General features: G+C 67.4%; 12 protein-coding genes and 2 tRNA genes. 9 read left to right on the plus strand and 5 right to left on the minus strand.

The features are described 5' to 3' along the window. Positions 1-19 precede the first annotated feature (19 nt). The 5 genes from EWM63_RS17245 (at position 20) to EWM63_RS17265 (ending at position 4,007) form a co-directional block, all read left to right on the plus strand. Positions 20-346 (plus strand): thioredoxin family protein, encoded by a 327-nt coding sequence (locus tag EWM63_RS17245; protein ID WP_130187635.1) that lies wholly within the window; start codon positions 20-22, stop codon positions 344-346. Between the two features lie 40 nt (positions 347-386). After that, entirely contained in the window at positions 387-1,658 is a 1,272-nt protein-coding gene (locus EWM63_RS17250) for an MFS transporter (protein WP_130187636.1), read from the plus strand. Positions 1,659-1,761: 103 nt separating this feature from the next. Beyond that, positions 1,762-3,606 carry an amidohydrolase gene (locus tag EWM63_RS17255; protein WP_130187637.1) on the plus strand — a complete coding sequence of 615 codons (1,845 nt, stop codon included), beginning with the start codon at positions 1,762-1,764 and terminating at the stop codon, positions 3,604-3,606. Between the two features lie 9 nt (positions 3,607-3,615). Further along, the gene (locus tag EWM63_RS17260) at positions 3,616-3,858 is read left to right on the plus strand and encodes a DUF1427 family protein (protein WP_130187638.1); all 243 of its coding nucleotides are present in this window, start codon (positions 3,616-3,618) and stop codon (positions 3,856-3,858) included. After that, the gene (locus EWM63_RS17265; RefSeq protein WP_130187639.1) at positions 3,855-4,007 is read left to right on the plus strand and encodes a XapX domain-containing protein; all 153 of its coding nucleotides are present in this window, start codon (positions 3,855-3,857) and stop codon (positions 4,005-4,007) included. The genes EWM63_RS17260 and EWM63_RS17265 overlap by 4 nt, the downstream gene beginning before the upstream one ends. Here EWM63_RS17265 and EWM63_RS17270 read toward each other — a convergent pair. Further along, positions 3,983-5,329, minus strand: a complete 1,347-nt coding sequence (locus tag EWM63_RS17270) for a winged helix-turn-helix domain-containing protein (protein ID WP_165390845.1) — start codon at positions 5,327-5,329, stop codon at positions 3,983-3,985. The two genes, EWM63_RS17265 and EWM63_RS17270, sit on opposite strands and share 25 nt — an antisense overlap. A gap of 234 nt (positions 5,330-5,563) precedes the next feature. Between EWM63_RS17270 and EWM63_RS17275 the strand changes: the two genes are divergently transcribed. Both EWM63_RS17275 and EWM63_RS17280 read left to right on the plus strand, forming a co-directional pair. Further along, positions 5,564-10,483 carry a beta strand repeat-containing protein gene (locus EWM63_RS17275; protein ID WP_130187641.1) on the plus strand — a complete coding sequence of 1,640 codons (4,920 nt, stop codon included), beginning with the start codon at positions 5,564-5,566 and terminating at the stop codon, positions 10,481-10,483. Then, complete coding sequence (locus tag EWM63_RS17280; RefSeq protein ID WP_130187642.1) at positions 10,480-10,944, plus strand: hypothetical protein; 465 nt, start codon at positions 10,480-10,482, stop codon at positions 10,942-10,944. Before EWM63_RS17275 ends, EWM63_RS17280 begins: the two co-directional genes overlap by 4 nt. A 68-nt stretch (positions 10,945-11,012) precedes the next feature. Here the strand turns inward: EWM63_RS17280 and EWM63_RS17285 are convergent, their stop codons facing one another. Beyond that, entirely contained in the window at positions 11,013-11,267 is a 255-nt protein-coding gene (locus EWM63_RS17285) for a hypothetical protein (RefSeq protein WP_130187643.1), read from the minus strand. A 155-nt stretch (positions 11,268-11,422) separates the two neighbouring features. On the opposite strand from EWM63_RS17285, the gene EWM63_RS17290 reads away from it, so the two are divergent. Together EWM63_RS17290 and EWM63_RS17295 are read left to right on the plus strand one after the other, a co-directional pair. Further along, complete coding sequence (locus EWM63_RS17290; protein ID WP_130187644.1) at positions 11,423-12,184, plus strand: hypothetical protein; 762 nt, start codon at positions 11,423-11,425, stop codon at positions 12,182-12,184. A 23-nt stretch (positions 12,185-12,207) separates the two neighbouring features. After that, complete coding sequence (locus tag EWM63_RS17295; RefSeq protein WP_165390846.1) at positions 12,208-14,199, plus strand: ankyrin repeat domain-containing protein; 1,992 nt, start codon at positions 12,208-12,210, stop codon at positions 14,197-14,199. A gap of 115 nt (positions 14,200-14,314) precedes the next feature. Here EWM63_RS17295 and EWM63_RS17300 read toward each other — a convergent pair. From EWM63_RS17300 to miaA, 3 genes are all read right to left on the minus strand, one after another. Beyond that, positions 14,315-14,391: transfer RNA gene (locus EWM63_RS17300), tRNA-Met, on the minus strand. Between the two features lie 76 nt (positions 14,392-14,467). Further along, positions 14,468-14,544 (minus strand) — tRNA-Met (locus tag EWM63_RS17305). 144 nt (positions 14,545-14,688) lie between these two features. Continuing rightward, positions 14,689-15,636, minus strand: coding sequence for a tRNA (adenosine(37)-N6)-dimethylallyltransferase MiaA (miaA, locus tag EWM63_RS17310; RefSeq protein WP_130187646.1), 948 nt, complete (start codon positions 15,634-15,636; stop codon positions 14,689-14,691).

Consider the following 15,636-nt stretch of genomic DNA (forward strand, 5'->3'; position numbering starts at 1 on the left):
CATCGTAGTGGAGCACATCATGGAACGTACTTACCAGGAGGCCGCCCCGTCGCGGGCCGACATCGACGCGCTCACCGGACCGGCCCTGCTCGAATTCGGCACCAACTGGTGCGGTTACTGCCGCGCCGCCCAAGCCCCGCTGGCCGAGGCCTACGCGGACTACCCCGGCATCCGGCACTTCAAGGTGGAGGACGGGCCCGGCCGCTTGCTGGGCCGTTCCTTCCGTGTCAAACTCTGGCCCACCATGATCTTCCTGCAAGACGGGAAGGAAGTGGCGCGCGTGGTGCGCCCGGAGAACGCCGGCGAAATCCGCGACGCGTTTGCCCAGATCGCCCAACCCGGCTGACGGCACCCTTATCGGTTTTTCCCTCATCGTCGGAGTACGCATGTCCCAGCCTCACCCGGCCGGTCGAGTCAACTCGCCCGGCACCGTGCTGTTTGCCAGCCTGATCGGCACCACGATCGAATTCTTCGATTTCTATATCTACGCAACGGCCGCCGTCCTCGTCTTTCCCCACCTGTTCTTCCCGGCCGGCGATCCCACCGCCGCCACCCTGCAGTCGCTGGCCACGTTCGCCATTGCGTTCTTCGCCCGCCCGGTCGGCTCGGCCGTGTTCGGCCATTTCGGCGACCGTGTCGGCCGCAAGGCCACGCTGGTGGCCGCGCTGCTGACGATGGGGCTGTCCACCGTGGTCATCGGCATGTTGCCCACGTATGCGCAGATCGGCGCGTGGGCGCCGGCGCTGCTGGCGCTGTGCCGTTTCGGCCAGGGCCTCGGCCTGGGCGGGGAGTGGGGCGGCGCCGTGCTGCTGGCCACCGAGAATGCGCCGCCGGGCAAGCGCGCCTGGTATGGCATGTTCCCCCAGCTGGGCGCGCCGATCGGCTTCTTCCTCTCCGGCGGCATTTTCCTGTTGCTGTCGGAAGTCCAGACCGACGAGCAGTTCTTCAGCTGGGGCTGGCGTGTGCCGTTCCTGGCCAGCGCGCTGCTCGTGGTGGTGGGCCTGTATGTGCGGCTGAAGATCAACGAAACGCCGGATTTCCAGAAGGTGCTCGACAAGGGCGAGCGCGTCGAGGTGCCGGTAAAGGCCGTGCTGGTGCAGCACACCCGCGCGCTGGTGCTGGGCACCATGATGGCGATGGCCACCTTCGTGCTGTTCTACCTGATGACGGTGTTCACGCTGAACTGGGGCGTGGCCGGGCTGGGCTTCACGCGCCAGCAGATGCTAATCCAGCAATTGATCGCCGTGGTGTTCTTCGGCCTGACGATTCCGGTGGCGGCCTTGCTGGCCGACCGCCATGGCCGGCGCGGCACGCTGATCTGGGTCTCGGCCGCCATCGCGCTGTTCGGCCTGGCGTTCGGCCCGCTGTTCGATTCGCGCAGCGCCGTGCAGGTGACCTTGTTCCTGGCGCTGGGCCTGGGCCTGATGGGCATGACGTATGGCCCGCTGGGCACGATCCTGTCGGAACTGTTCCCGGCCGAGGTGCGTTACACGGGCGCGTCGCTGACGTTCAACCTGGCCGGCATCATCGGCGCTTCGCTGGCACCGTATATCGCCACCAAGCTGGCCACCACTTATGGCCTGGCGTACGTGGGGTATTACCTGTCGATCGCTGCTTTGCTCAGCCTGATCGCGCTGGTGCTGGCGAAAAAGTCTTAGCGGCTACCTCCTTCGGCAGAGGAACGGCGTGCCCCGTCTAGGGATGACGGGGCACGGCAGGTGCGTATGATGGGGCACACCCGTCGTCCACCAATAAAACACCATGCTAATCCTGACCAACGGCCGCTTCCACACGGCCGACAAATCGAATCCCGTCGCCACGGCGGTCGCCATCGCCGACGGCAAATTCCTCGCCGTCGGTACCACCGAAGAAGTGATGCGCCAGGCCGCGCCGGACGCCCAGGTGATCGACCTGAACGGCCGTACCGTGATCCCCGGTCTGAACGATTCGCACCTGCACCTGATCCGCGGCGGTCTCAACTACAACCTGGAGCTGCGCTGGGAAGGCGTGCCGTCGCTGGCCGACGCGCTGCGCATGCTGAAGGAACAGGCCTTGCGCACGCCGACCCCGCAGTGGGTGCGCGTGGTGGGCGGCTGGAACGAGTTCCAGTTCGCCGAAAAGCGCCTGCCCACGCTGGACGAGATCAATGCGGCCGCGCCCGATACGCCCGTGTTCGTGCTGCACCTGTATGACCGCGCGCTGCTGAACCGCGCCGCGCTGCGCGCCGTGGGCTACGACAAGGACACGCCGGCGCCGCCGGGCGGCGAGATCCAGCGCGATGCGCACGGCAACCCGACCGGCATGCTGATCGCGCGCCCGAACGCGATGATCCTGTATGCCACGCTGGCCAAGGGCCCGGCGCTGCCGCTCGAGCACCAGGTGAACAGCACGCGCCAGTTCATGCGCGAACTGAATCGCCTTGGGCTGACCAGCGCGATCGACGCGGGCGGTGGGTTCCAGAACTACCCGCAGGATTACCAGGTGGTGCAGCAGCTGGCGGAGCAGGACCAGCTGACGATCCGCATCGCCTACAACCTGTTCACGCAGAACAAGGGCGCGGAGCTGCAGGATTTCAAGCAGTGGACGGACATCGTCAAGCCGGGTGATGGCAGCGACTGGTACCGCCACAATGGCGCCGGCGAGATGCTGGTGTTCTCGGCGGCCGACTTCGAGGACTTCCTGGAACCGCGCCCGGATCTGCCGCCCGAGATGGAAGCGCAACTGGAGCAGGTGGTGCGCCACCTCGTCGAGCAGCGCTGGCCGTTCCGCCTGCATGCCACTTATGACGAATCGATCGGCCGCATGCTCGACGTATTCGAGAAGGTCAACCGCGACATCCCGTTCGACGGCCTGCACTGGCTGTTCGACCACGCCGAGACGATCACGCCAAGGAACATCGAGCGGGTAAAAGCGCTGGGCGGCGGCATCGCCATCCAGCACCGCATGGCGTTCCAGGGCGAGTACTTCGTCGACCGCTACGGCGCCGAAGCCGCGAAGCACACGCCACCGATCAAGCGCATGCTGGAGAACGGCGTGCCGGTCGGCGCCGGCACGGATGCGACGCGCGTGGCCAGCTACAACCCGTGGACGGCGCTGTACTGGCTGGTGTCCGGCCGCACCGTGGGCGGCCTGCGCCTGTACGATGCCGGCGCCCGGCTCGACCGCGAGACCGCGATCGAACTGTGGACGTCGGGCAGCGCGTGGTTCTCGAACGAGCAGGGCAAGAAAGGTCGCATCAAGGAAGGCATGCTGGCCGACCTGGCCGTGCTGTCGGCCGACTTTTTCCGCGTGGAGGAAGAGGCGATCAAGTCGATCGAATCCGTGCTGACCGTGGTGGGCGGCAAAATCGTGTTTGCCCAGGCCGAGTTCGACAAGCTGGGGCCACCGCAATTGCCCGTGCTGCCGGACTGGTCGCCGGTCAACAAGGTGCCTGGCCACTACCGGGCCGTGGCCCCCGCCGCGCAAAAGAGCGCACTACCGCACCAGTGCGCCGGCGCCTGCGCGGTGCACAAGCATTCGCATGACGTGGCGCGCAAGTCCACCGTGCCGGTGTCGGACCATGCCGGCTTCTGGGGCGCGTTCGGCTGCAGCTGTTTTGCGTTCTGAGGAGCGGCGATGAACTACGTGAAGATCCTGGCGGGCCTCGTGCTGTCGTTCGCCGTGGGGCTGGCGTGCCGCAAGTTCGGCATTCCGGCCGCGTCGCCGCCCGTGCTGTCCGGCGCACTGCTGGTGTTCATGATGAGCAGCGGCTACTGGCTGGTGGACCGCTACGTGGCCCGCCGCGCCGCCGAGAACAAGCGCCATTGCGGCGGCCATGCGATCGAAGCCGCGCCGGAGCAGGCTGGAGGTGGCCGATGAGCGCGCTGCTGGCCGGTGCCGTGCTGGGCCTCGTGATCGGCGCCGTGTGCCGCGCCTGCGATATTCCATCCCCCGCGCCACCCACGCCGATCGGCGCGCTGCTGGTGGTGGCGATGACGGGAGGCTACGTGGTGGGCGGGCTCGTGTGAGCAATGTCCGCGCGCTTACGCAAGGCAAACGCGCGGTGTGATGGCGCCATCGTATAGCCCGGCGCGTGGCCGGCGTCGAACCTCAGCAGCGCGCTGTCCACGAGCGTGCCGAGCAGGTCCAGCGTGGCGGCTTCGTCGCCACCGCGCCGGGCCATCAATTCCTCCAGCGAAAACCAGGTGGGCAAGGCTGCCGTGTCGCACCACAGAGCCTGCGCCGCGGGCGCCAGCAAGTCGTAGCTCCACTCGAGCGTATCGTGCAGGCTGCGCTGGCGCGCCGGGCCGGTGCCGGTGCTTTTCGCCAGCAGCGGCAGGCGATCGCCCAGCCGCCGCAGCAGGCCGGCAACCCCCAGCGCGGGGATGCGTGCCGCGGCCAGTTCCAGCGCGAGCGGCAGCCCATCGAGTTCGCGGCAGAGGGCGATCGCGTCGGGTAACGTTGCCTCGGTCAGCGTGAAGCGGTGATCGTGGCCCTGGGCGCGCGCCTGCAGCAGGGCCAGGGCGCCGTAGTCGAGCGCTTCGGCCAGCGCGCAACCGGCGGGCGGGATGGCCAGCGGCATCAGCCGGTACACCTGTTCTTCCGGCACGTGCAGGCGCACCTGCGTGGTCACGAGCAGCCGCAACGCGGGCAGCCGTGCCAGCAGTTCCTGGGCCAGCGCCGCCGTCTCTCGCGCCACGCGGTCGACATTGTCGAGCACCAGCACGCAGGGCTGCGACCCTGCATGGCGTGCCAGCGTGTCCACGGCGCCACCGTCGACGCCCATGCCGCGGGCCACGGCCTCCAGCACGTCGCCGCTGCCTGCGCACTCGGCCATGTCGGCCCAGGCCACGGGCGGTCCGGCGGCTGCGGCGGCGTGCCGCGCCAGTGCGCTCTTGCCGACACCGCCCGCGCCGAGCAGGCTGGTGAGCCGATGGTGACGCAGCACGTCGCCCAGTTCGGCCAGGTCGCCGGCGCGGCCCAGCAGCGCGCCGGGCGCAGTCGACGGCAAGGCGGCGGCAGCGGCTTCTCCCACGCCCACCGGCAACGCCAGACGGTAGCCATGCCCGGGAACGGTCGCGATCGCATTCCGGCCCAGCAGCTTGCGCAGCAGCGAAACCTGCACCTGCAGGTTGTTTTCCTCCACCACCAGGCCTGGCCATACCATGGCGAGCAAGTCGTTCTTGCTCATCATGCCGGGATGGTGCCGCACGAGCGCGACCAGCACGTCCAGCGCGCGTGGCGTGAGCGGCACTGGCTTGCCATGCAGCCGCAGTCGCCGTGCCGCTGGCCACAATTCGTAGGGCCCCACGTGCAGCAACGCACCCGCGGCAGGCCATTCAGGCCGCATTAAGGCGGGATTCAGGTCGGCCAAAGGATTTTCAGGCATATCAATCCGATAATTTTTCCTGTCAGGGAGTGACTTGCGGTCGACTGGCCGCGGTTATTTGCAGTTGATATCATATTTGCAATGCCGGCGCAATGTGTCCAGCGCCGGCATCGTCATGGCCCGGGCCAGTTGTGGCACGAGGGCGACAAGGGCACGCCGGGGGTAACTCAACATGAAGAAGGAATCGTTATGCGCATGAATCCATCATCGTTCCGCCGTGCCCATAGGGCGCGCCTCGTACCGCTGCTGCTGACCTTGGCCGTCAGCCAGGCGTATGCCGACGTGACCGTCAACGGTACGCCTGGCACGCCGGGTGCCCATGGCGCGGTAGCGGGCGCTCCCGGCGGCGCTGGCAGTGATGGGCAGTCGGCAGTCGCCGCATCCGGGCCGAACGCCAGCAATTCGAACGTCGCCACCGCGACTGGCGGCAGTGGCGGTGCGGGCGGCACCGGTGCCTCCGGCGCCAGCGGGCAAAACGGCGGCAATGCCGGAGCCGGCGGGGCAGGTGGCGCCGCCGAAGCCACGACAGGCTCGAATCCGGCGGCAGGCAATGCGATTGCCACCGCCACCGCGTATGGCGGCAATGGCGGCAGCAGCGGCGGGGCGGGCACGGGCGGCAGCGGCGCAAACCAGGGCGCTGGAGCCGTCGCGGGCAACGGCGGAGTTGCTACGGCCAATGCCACCGGAAGCGCGCAAGGGGCCGGCAGCGTGAATGCCATCGCCAGCGCCACCGGCGGCGCGGGCGGATATGCCGGTACAGGACCGGGAGCCACGGCCGGCCTAGGCGGCAGCGCCAGTGCCACCGCCAGCGGCGTATCGGATTCCGGGGCGGTCAACGTTTCCATCACCCAGTCCGGCGGTGGGGGCGGCTACTCCACGGATGGCAGCGGTGCGGCCGGGAGTGCGTCCACCGCTGCCAATGCCGTGGGCGGCAGCACCTCCGGCACGCTGTCGCTGGGGCAGTACGTGGCGGGCGGATACGGTGGCGGCAGCGGCGCCGGCGCGGGCGGCGCGGGTGGCGCCGCAGAATCGTCGCTCACGCTGAATGATGCCGCTGCAAGTTCCTTCACGGGCGACTCGCGTGCCCAGGGGGGCGGCGGCGGCTATGGCGTGACACAGGGCGGCAATGGCGGCGCCGCGACGAACACGCTGCAACTGGTTTCCACAGTCGCGTCGGGCCAACTGAGCGGCAACGGCCAGGCCTATGGCGGTAGCGGCGGCAACGCTTCCGGCGGCAATGGCGGCAACGGCGGCGCCGCGCTGAGTGGCGTGACGCTGACCGGCGCCGGCCAGGTCTACGGCTCGTCGAACGCGCAGGGCGGCGCCGGCAACAGCGGCGGCGCCGGCGGCACCAATGGCATTGGCGGGACGGCAGGCAGCACGCTGACCCTGGCCGGCGCCAGTGTCAGCGGCAGCAGCAATGCCAGCGGCGGCCACGGCGGCGGCAACAGCGGCTTTGCCGCCAATGGCGCCGTCGGCGGTACCGCCAGCGCTACTGCCGGCGGCACGGCCAGCGGCGACGGCACCGTGCAGCTCAATTCGCGGGCCGATGGCGGCTACGGGGGCGATGCGGGCGGCGCCGGCAACAGCGGCGGCGCGGGCGCGGCCGCCATCGCCACGGCCACGGGCAGCAGCGGCAGCGGTACCGTCAACCTGGCCGTGCACCAGCAGGGCGGTGCCGGCGGCAATGGCTACAACGGCGCAAATGGCGGCACCGGCGCCGCTTCGGCGCTCGAGAACGCGGTATCCGGCAGTACCAGCGGTGCGCTGACATTGTCGCAGCGCGCCGTCGGCGGCAATGGCGGGTACAGCGCCGATGCGCTGGGCGGCGCGGCAGGCGAGGCACGCAGCCGCCTGGTGGTGGACGATACCGCCGCCACGTCGCTGGTGCTGAACGCCTACGCGAACGGCGGCAACGGCGGCACGACCCAATCGGGTACCGGCGCCATTGGTGCCGAGGGGCGCACGCACGTCGAGGGTACCGCGGCGGGCACGCTGAACGTGTACAGCAATGCGACCGGCGGCAATGGCGGTGCTGGCCTGGTGGCCGGCGATGGCGGTGGCGCGCAGGCGTTCGGCACCGGCACCGGCACGGATGCCGGTGCCGTGCGCGTGGACGTGAACAGCACCGGTGGCACCGGCGGCCAGGGTCGCGACGGCGCCGGCGGAGCGGGCGGCCAGGCCACCGCGAGCGCGTCGGGCACGTCGGGCAGCGGGCCGCTGCATGTCGCGGTGTACCAGTACGGCGGCGCGGGCGGTTATTCGGACAGCGCCGCGGGCGGTGCCGGCGCCGGCTCGGTCGTTACCAATGCCGTGTCCGGCACCACGGCCGGCAGCCTGTCGCTGAACCAGTACGCGTACGGCGGCGCCGGCGGCGGCAGTGAAACGGGCGCGGGCGGCGCTGCGGGGCAGGCGGTGTCGCAACTGACGCTGGCCGGTACCGGCAGCGCCACCGATGCCAACGTCACCGTGGGCGCCAATGGCGGCACGGGCGGTTACTCCAACACCGGCGCCGGCGTGGCGGGCGGCTCGGGCACGGCGCGGCTGGACCTGGCATCCGATGCGGCGCAGGTCACCGCTGCCGTCAATGCCACCGGCGGCAGCGGCGGCTATACCTACGGCAGCAACGCCGGTGTCGGCGGCAACGCCAGTGCCGAACTGGCGGTGGCTGGCACCGGCAACTACGTTTCCGGCAGCACCACGGCGTCCGGCGGGAACGCGGGCACCAACCATGGTTCCGTTGCCGGCGTGTCGGCAACGGGCGGCAACGCCACCACCCTGCTCACGGTTTCCGGCCCGGCGAACGTGTATGGCTATGCCACCGCCTACGGGGGCAATGGTTCCTCCGGCCTTGCCGGCGGTTCCGGCGCAGCGGGCGGCAACGCCGGCGCCGATGTCACGGGAACGGGCGGCACCAGCGGCAGCCTGACGCTGACGGGCTATGTGCGCGGCGGCATCGGCGCCGAGGGCTCCGGCAGCGGCAACAGCGGCGGCATCGGTGGCAGCTCGGTGGCCACCGTGTCCGGGTCGTCCAGCGGCGGGAACGTGTCGCTGAAAGCGGACCTCATCGGCGGCGATGGCGGCGCCGGTCGCGAAGGCGCCGCGGGTGGCGCCGGCCGTGGCGTGACGACCGGCGATGTGCTGACGGGCACTACCAGCGGCGAGCTGACGCTGGGCCTCGGCGGGCATGGCGGCCGTGGCGGCAGTGCCGTCGATGCAAACGGCGGTGCGGGCGGCATTGCCGACGTGACGCTGGCGCGCAGCGACAGCGGCGCCTCCTACCTGCGGCTGAATGGCGCGGCCACGGGTGGCGCGGGCGGCGACGTGACCGGCAGCGCCGGCACCGGCACCGCGGCGGCAGGCGCACTCGGCAAAGTGAGCGTCAATGGCAGCGACAGCGCACCGCTTTACCTCACGGCCGACGCCCAGGGCGGACGCGGCGGCAACCATGCGGCCGGCAGTGGCGCGGCTGGCGGCCAGGGGCAGGCGAACAGCACGGCGGTGGGCACCGGCGCTGGCCAGGTGTATGCCTACAGCAGTGCCAGCGGCGGCACGGGCGGCAACGGCAACGGTACCGGCAACCGGGGGGGCGCGGGCGCGGCGGGTAGCGTGACGGCCCGCGCGCAGGGCACCACGGAATCGGCCAGCGCCACGGCGGTCCTCACGGGCGGCGCAGGTGGCTACGGCGGCAACGGTGCCGACGGTGGCGCCGGGGCGGTGGCCAGCGTGGCCGATGCCGTCAGCGGCTCGACCAGCGGTACGCTGTCGCTGTCGCAGACCGCCTATGGCGGCGCGGGTGGCGGCAGTGCCGGCGGTGCCGCGGGAGTTGGCGGCGCCAGCGCGACGCGCCTCACGTTCAGCGACGGCGCGGCCAGTTCCCTCAACGCCAGCCTGAATGCCTATGGCGGCGCGGGCGGCCAGGGCAGTGGCACCAGTGCCGGGGCGGGCGGCGGCGCGGGCGAAGCCGTGCTGGCGCTCACGTCCACCAGGACCGAAGCCTATGTGAGTGGCAATGTCAACGCTACCGGCGGCAGCGGTGGCTATGCGGATTCCGGCAGCCATGGTGCCGGCGGTGCCGCGCTGGCACGCAGCACCGTGCTGGCAGCCGATCGCGCCTACAGCAACAGCACGGCGCAGGGGGGCAGTGCCCACAGCAATCTTGCCGCGGGAGGCAATGCCGAGTCGTTCGCGCGGGCCCAGGCGGGCAACACCGCGCAGTCATACGCCTACGCCACCGGCGGCGGCAGCGGCGGACAGCTGGGCAATGCGCTGGCGGTATCTGAAGCGCAGGGCGGAACGGGCAGCGCCACCGCGAATGCCTACGCGACCGGCAAACAGGCCGATGCGACGGCCCGTTCCTGGGCACAGGGCGCGGCCAGCAACTACGCGCAGGCGAACGCGACGGGCGAGAGCGGCACGGCGGCGGCGTACAGCACGTCGACGGGCAGCGATGGCGTGCTGGTGTCCACCAGCGCCAGCGCACCGGTCGGCAGCAGCGCCGTGGTGCGCACGTCCGCCAACGTGGGCGGCAGCAACTATGGCCTGATGGGGCCGAATTCGGGCTACCAGGCGCTGTCGTATGCGCTCGCTGCGCCATCGCAAGGTGTCGTCGACAGTGTGCTGGGCGGCACGCCGGAACTGGCGGCCGCGTTCGCGGGCGGCCAGGTGGTCGGCATCGGCACCAGCGCCGGAACGTATGCGGCCGATGCCATCGGCAGCTACACCTACGTGACGGCGGCGAACTTCCAGTTCAGCACCGCCGCCGACAGCGTGCTGACACTGGGCCTGGCCGGTTCGCTGTCCGACGGTGCCGGCTTCGAGGAACTGGCGCTGACGCTCTCCAGCCATGGCGCCGAGCTGTTCTCGCAAACGTTCACCAGCGTGGCCGAGGCGCAGCTGTTCTTCGACGACCACGCGCTGCTTCTCGGCACGCTGGCGGCGGGCGAGCAGGACCTGCTGCTGACCACCGGCTACACGCTCGATGCCGCCGGCGGCTTCGGCGTGCAGTATGTAATCGGCGTGTCCGCTGTACCGGAGCCCGGCGCGTGGATCCTGCTGCTGGCGGGCCTGACGGTGCTGCTCGTGCGCCGCCCGGCACCCCGGAGCGGAACGTGAGCGCACGGCTCGACATTCCGCTCGCCGAACCGCTGGTGCAGCAGCCCGCTGTGGCGCGCGCCTGGCGGGGCGCGGCCATGCTGGTGCTGGCCGCCATCGCGGCGGCTGCCCTGGCGGCGCTGGCGGTGGCCGCGTGGCTGCATGCGACGCGCCCGGCCATCGTGCCCGGTCCGGTTGGCCAGTGGTACGCGGTACAGGTGCAGAACGGCCAGATGTTCTATGGCGTGCTGCGCGAGGCCGGGCCGCGGCAGCTGCAGCTGGGCGATGTTTATTATGTGCAGCCGTTCACGCAGCCCGATGGCCGGCAGGGCAACCGCGTGGTGAGCCGGGAGCGCAATGACTGGCACGGCCCCACGTCGCTGACGATCCCGGTGGACAGGATCGTCTCCGTCGAAACGGTGGGAGGGGAATCGCAGCTGGCCCGGCTGATCGCGCAGGACCAGGGGCGCGCCGCAAAATAAGGCCGGCCTCGGTGGCGCCCGCGGGAAGCATGCTCCCGCGGGCTTTTTTTTTGCCGCCAGCCTTGCGATCAGGGCGGCGGCGCAAGCTGGGCCAGCACACGGTCGCGGTTGGCCAGCATGAAGGTGCGAAACGCCGGTTCCTTCACGGCCAGCCGCACCAGGCCGGGCAGCAACTCGTAGCAGCAACGGATCACGGTATCCATCGCGCCATCGTTCTGCAGCGCCGCCACGGTCAAGGTGCCAGCCCTGCCATCGAGCTTCTGCAGTATCTCATCGCGGTGCGCGCCGATCACGCGCGAAACCGGTTGCATCAGGTCAGTCATATTCCCTCCCGGGTGTGAAAAACCACAGTCTGATTTTCTTCTGGTTATCTGGTAATGAGTTGAGGCAAGATTTCTCATGGGAATTGCGTTAGCGCAATCTCGCCCTTGCCTGGCAGACATACAGTAAATCCCGGATAGTTCATAACGGGGAAAACATGAAAAACCAGGGAACCTTGGCGGTGCTGCTGATCTCGGCAGGCGCCCTGATCTACGCGGCCATGCAGCATCCTCGGGATCCGCGCCAATCCGCGCGGCGCGACACGGAAGCGTCGAAGCAGGTGACCTGGGCGGTGGATGGCGCCTCGGGGGCGCCACGCTTTGCTGCCGAAGCATTCAACGACCGGATCGAACAATTGCTGGACAAGGCGGTGCGCGACGTGCCCGCCTACCAGGACACCAACCGCTTCGTCTGCAAGCTGCCCGCCGAGGTAGGGCCGGTGCCGCTACTGGACGCCGTCGACGCCTACCTGCGCGGCCTGCCGGACAGCCGGCGCGATCCGGACCTGCTGCAAGGCCTGCACCGCGCCGCGCAACAGGGCAACTGGCTGGCAAAGGTGCAGGTGTACCTGTCGCGGCTCGGGAGCAGCGCTCCGGACGACGCCACGGTCTTCCAGACGATCACGCTGATCGAGTGGATGCAAGAACACCGGATCGGCGCGTTGTACGCCGCCATCGGCGATGCGGTCGATGCTTCCGGCGAGCCGCGCGCCAGGTCCGGCAAGGCGCTGTCGAGCCTCGACATCTATGCGGCCATGCACCACAACTATCCGTCGCAATACAAGGTGGGACAGGCCCTGGTGCGCAGCGGCGACGCGCGGCAGGCCGCCACCGGGCGGCGCATGCTCGACTGCGCGGCACGGGCGCTGCCGGCGTATCGGCAGATGGTGGGCGAGCACGCGCTGGCGGCGCGTGGGTGATCCGACTCGACAGGGAGATGGACATGACACGCCAACCGATCGTTTTGCTGGTTTTACTGCTGGGCCTCGGTGCCTTGCACACGGCTGGAGCGCACCGGCCGCTGGCGCCGAAGCCGGCTGCGTCGAAGGATCCATTTGCATGGATTGGACCTGTTCCAAAAACCATCTCCACAGAAGCGTTGCATAAACGCTGGGTTCGGCTTGGCAAGCAGGTGTTTGATACGGTAAGCACGGATGTGAAGCAATTCGTTTGCAAAAGTCCGGCCGAGGTTGGGCCAGTACCAATGATGGACGCAGTTGAGCGCTACATCGACGGAGCACCCGAGAGCCTTTATGACGATGAAGTTATGAGCAACTTGAATAAGGCGGCCGCGCAAGGCAATTGGCTGGCGCGGACGCTGATCTATTTCTGGCTCAGGCAATACAGTGAGGAAGAGTTGCAGTACCGGACGGTAATGCTGGGCGAATGGATGTATCAGCAGCGTCTTGGACAGTTATACGCAGCATTTGGTGACACGCTGAAAGGCTCAGGTTACTACAGCGACGCACCTGGCATTCAGGTTACCGGATTTGATATCATGGCTGCCATGCGCCATAGCTACGTGGCACAGAACGATGTGGGAAAAGCGTTGAGTAAAAGTAGCGACCCAGAACTCGCTTCAGTCGGTCGTAAAATGCTCGCTTGCGCATCGAACTCGCTAGGGGCATATCGACGTTTGTTCAGCGGGGAAACAGACAAGGCAAAGGAGCAGCGCAGACAGGCCGCAGAACTGGCAACTTATACACCACTGCATCGTGCGATCCTGGATGGAAATGTTCAATCAGTTGCTGCACTCTTGCGCTCTGCCGGTACGGATATCGAGGCGCGAACAGGAAATGGCCAAACAGCGCTTGCATTGGCGCTATTGGCAAATCCGCAGAGCCGAGCCGTCGTGAAGCTGTTGATAGAGCACGGCGCCAATGCGGCCAGGCACGGTGTAGTCGATAAGAACGCGAGTATCAGGAAAACACTCCTGAATGTTGCGGTGGATGCTACGCCCGCAGACCCAGCCATCATCGATATGTTGATGAGTGCAGGTGCCGATCCATTCGGACTGGATGAGGTGAATGAGTATGTGTTCCAAACGCCGTTTGGCGATTCATTCGGCTTATATGAGTCAGGCACGAATCCTGCCATTTTTGAGCAATTTCTTGCAAGTCGAAAGCTCGATCCGAAAGGGCTTCTGGCGATCGAATATCTTGAACACTCAGCCAGATACTTGAAAGTACTGGACCGGTTGATAGCATATGGCGTGCCGCCGGAAAAAACAGAGGATCTCGTACAAGAGATGGTAATTCAAGCCGCCATGGATGAAGGCAAAGAGGATGACGCAAGGCGTCTTGCGACACTGGATCGGTTAATCAACAGGTACCCGACGCTCGGCAGTCAGTTTAAGGGCGCTGCAGGTTTTGGTAACCTGTCACAGGCCATCTACTCATGTAAACTGGAACTTGCCACTTATTTTCTTGCTCACGGCACGCCTGTGAACGATAGTAATGAAATGAGCGGGGGCTTGCTTGGTAGGTACCTTGAACGTTGCGACGACCCTGGAAACACCGACCGCGTACAACCAAACGAGCAGTCCCGACAGTTATTTTTCTCGGCTTTGCAGCAGCGTGGTTATGACGTTAACAAACTTGCCAGGGATTGCCCAGTTTGGCTTTCGCGGGGCGGCAGTTGCGAGATTCCGCGAGATGACGATTTGCTGTCGACGTTGCTGGGAATGGGCGCTGATCCGTTTCTGATGTACCCGGATCAATCAACCAGTGCACTGGCCAGATCGATCGAGCAGTGCCGCCCTGCTGCGTTCGATCTGATGATGGCGAAGGCACCAAAGCAGCTCGCAGGAGGCGCTTTGAAAGCCGTACAGGTGGCGCTGGAGAGCACCAAGCGCGAGCTGTGGTTTGGTTTGAACTGTCCAGCCGAATTCCAGCCGCGAGCTGCCAGCCAACTACAGGCGCTCTTGGTCAAGTAATAAGTTGAAGGACTGAAGCAAATGGCATATAGAACACCTTGACAGGCTACAGTGTCCTGCTGCGATAGTAGTACCAAAAAGCCGCCGGTCTCGCAACCGGCGGCTTTTTCGCATCTGGTGGTGATAGGTGGACTTGAACCACCGACCCCAGCATTATGAGTGCTGTGCTCTAACCAGCTGAGCTATATCACCGCAAACTGTACAGCAAAGTTCCTGAAGAAAAACGACCTGAGCCGTTGCCGGTCAGGTCGTTTTGCTTGAATCCTGGTGGTGGTGATAGGTGGACTTGAACCACCGACCCCAGCATTATGAGTGCTGTGCTCTAACCAGCTGAGCTATATCACCGCAACGGCAAGCATTATCGCGGCTGCCACCCGCGCTGTCAAGAACGGCACGGCTTTTTTGCAGTCAATGGCCAATCAGACAATATAGCGCAAATCCGCCCTGTGCAGCGAAAATGCGCAATGGCGTGTGGCCACAATGCCCAGCTCAGCCCTGCAATGCCGGCAGGCGCGCGAGGATCTGCCCGGTCGCGTCGGGCGCCAGGCAGTCGATGACGATCCGGTCCGGCATGGCCCGCAGCCAGGTCAGCTGGCGCTTGGCGAGCTGGCGCGTGGCGATAATGCCGGTCTCGCGCATGTCCTTGTAGCCGATGCGGCCGTCGAGGTATTCCCACACCTGGCGGTAGCCCACGCAGCGCATCGAGGGCAGGCCGGGATGCAGGTCGCCGCGGCGGCGCAGCACTTCCACTTCGTCGATCAGCGCATCGTCTTCCAGCATGATGTCGAAGCGGCGCGCGATCCGCTCGTGCAGCACGGCGCGGTCGTTCGGTTCCAGCGCGAACGACATCAGCTCGAACGGCAGCGTTTCCTTCTCGCGCCGCGCCAGCAGCGCCGACATGGGCTTGCCCGACAGGCGGATGATTTCCAGCGCGCGCCCGATGCGCTGCGCGTCGTTGGGATTGAGCCGCGCCGCCGTTTCCGCGTCCAGCGTGGCCAGCCGCGCATGCAGCGCCGGCCAGCCCAGGCGGGCCGCTTCCTCTTCCAGTTCAGCGCGCACCGCGGGATCGGCGCCGGGCAGGTCGTCGAGCCCGTCGGCCAGGCCCTTGAAGTACAACATCGTGCCGCCGACCAGCAGCGGCAGCTTGCCGCGTGCCGCGATGTCGGCCACGAGGCGCAGCGTATCGTTGCGGAACTGGGCCACCGAATAGGCGTCGAGCGGGTCGAGGATGTCGATCAGGTGGTGCGGCACCGCGGCCCGTTCTTCGCGCGTGGGCTTGGCGGTGCCGATATCCATGCCGCGGTAGACCAGCGCCGAATCGACGGAAATGATTTCGGACGGAATGCGTTCGGCGATGGCCAGCGCGGCGGCGGTCTTGCCGCTCGCGGTCGGGCCCATGATGGCGACCGCGAGCGGCCGCCTGGCTTCTTGATTCAT

This window comes from Pseudoduganella lutea (assembly GCF_004209755.1).
GTDB classification, from domain to species: domain Bacteria; phylum Pseudomonadota; class Gammaproteobacteria; order Burkholderiales; family Burkholderiaceae_D; genus Rugamonas; species Rugamonas lutea.

What these genes read in the sequence shown, in the direction of transcription:
- EWM63_RS17245 (WP_130187635.1), top strand. Translation starts at nt 20, where the DNA reads ATGGAACGTACTTACCAGGAGGCCGCCCCGTCGCGGGCCGACATCGAC.
- EWM63_RS17250 (WP_130187636.1), top strand. Translation starts at nt 387, where the DNA reads ATGTCCCAGCCTCACCCGGCCGGTCGAGTCAACTCGCCCGGCACCGTG.
- EWM63_RS17255 (WP_130187637.1), top strand. Translation starts at nt 1,762, where the DNA reads ATGCTAATCCTGACCAACGGCCGCTTCCACACGGCCGACAAATCGAAT.
- EWM63_RS17260 (WP_130187638.1), top strand. Translation starts at nt 3,616, where the DNA reads ATGAACTACGTGAAGATCCTGGCGGGCCTCGTGCTGTCGTTCGCCGTG.
- EWM63_RS17265 (WP_130187639.1), top strand. Translation starts at nt 3,855, where the DNA reads ATGAGCGCGCTGCTGGCCGGTGCCGTGCTGGGCCTCGTGATCGGCGCC.
- EWM63_RS17270 (WP_165390845.1), bottom strand. Translation starts at nt 5,329, where the DNA reads ATGCGGCCTGAATGGCCTGCCGCGGGTGCGTTGCTGCACGTGGGGCCC.
- EWM63_RS17275 (WP_130187641.1), top strand. Translation starts at nt 5,564, where the DNA reads ATGAATCCATCATCGTTCCGCCGTGCCCATAGGGCGCGCCTCGTACCG.
- EWM63_RS17285 (WP_130187643.1), bottom strand. Translation starts at nt 11,267, where the DNA reads ATGACTGACCTGATGCAACCGGTTTCGCGCGTGATCGGCGCGCACCGC.
- EWM63_RS17290 (WP_130187644.1), top strand. Translation starts at nt 11,423, where the DNA reads ATGAAAAACCAGGGAACCTTGGCGGTGCTGCTGATCTCGGCAGGCGCC.
- EWM63_RS17295 (WP_165390846.1), top strand. Translation starts at nt 12,208, where the DNA reads ATGACACGCCAACCGATCGTTTTGCTGGTTTTACTGCTGGGCCTCGGT.
- miaA (WP_130187646.1), bottom strand. Translation starts at nt 15,636, where the DNA reads ATGAATCAAGAAGCCAGGCGGCCGCTCGCGGTCGCCATCATGGGCCCG.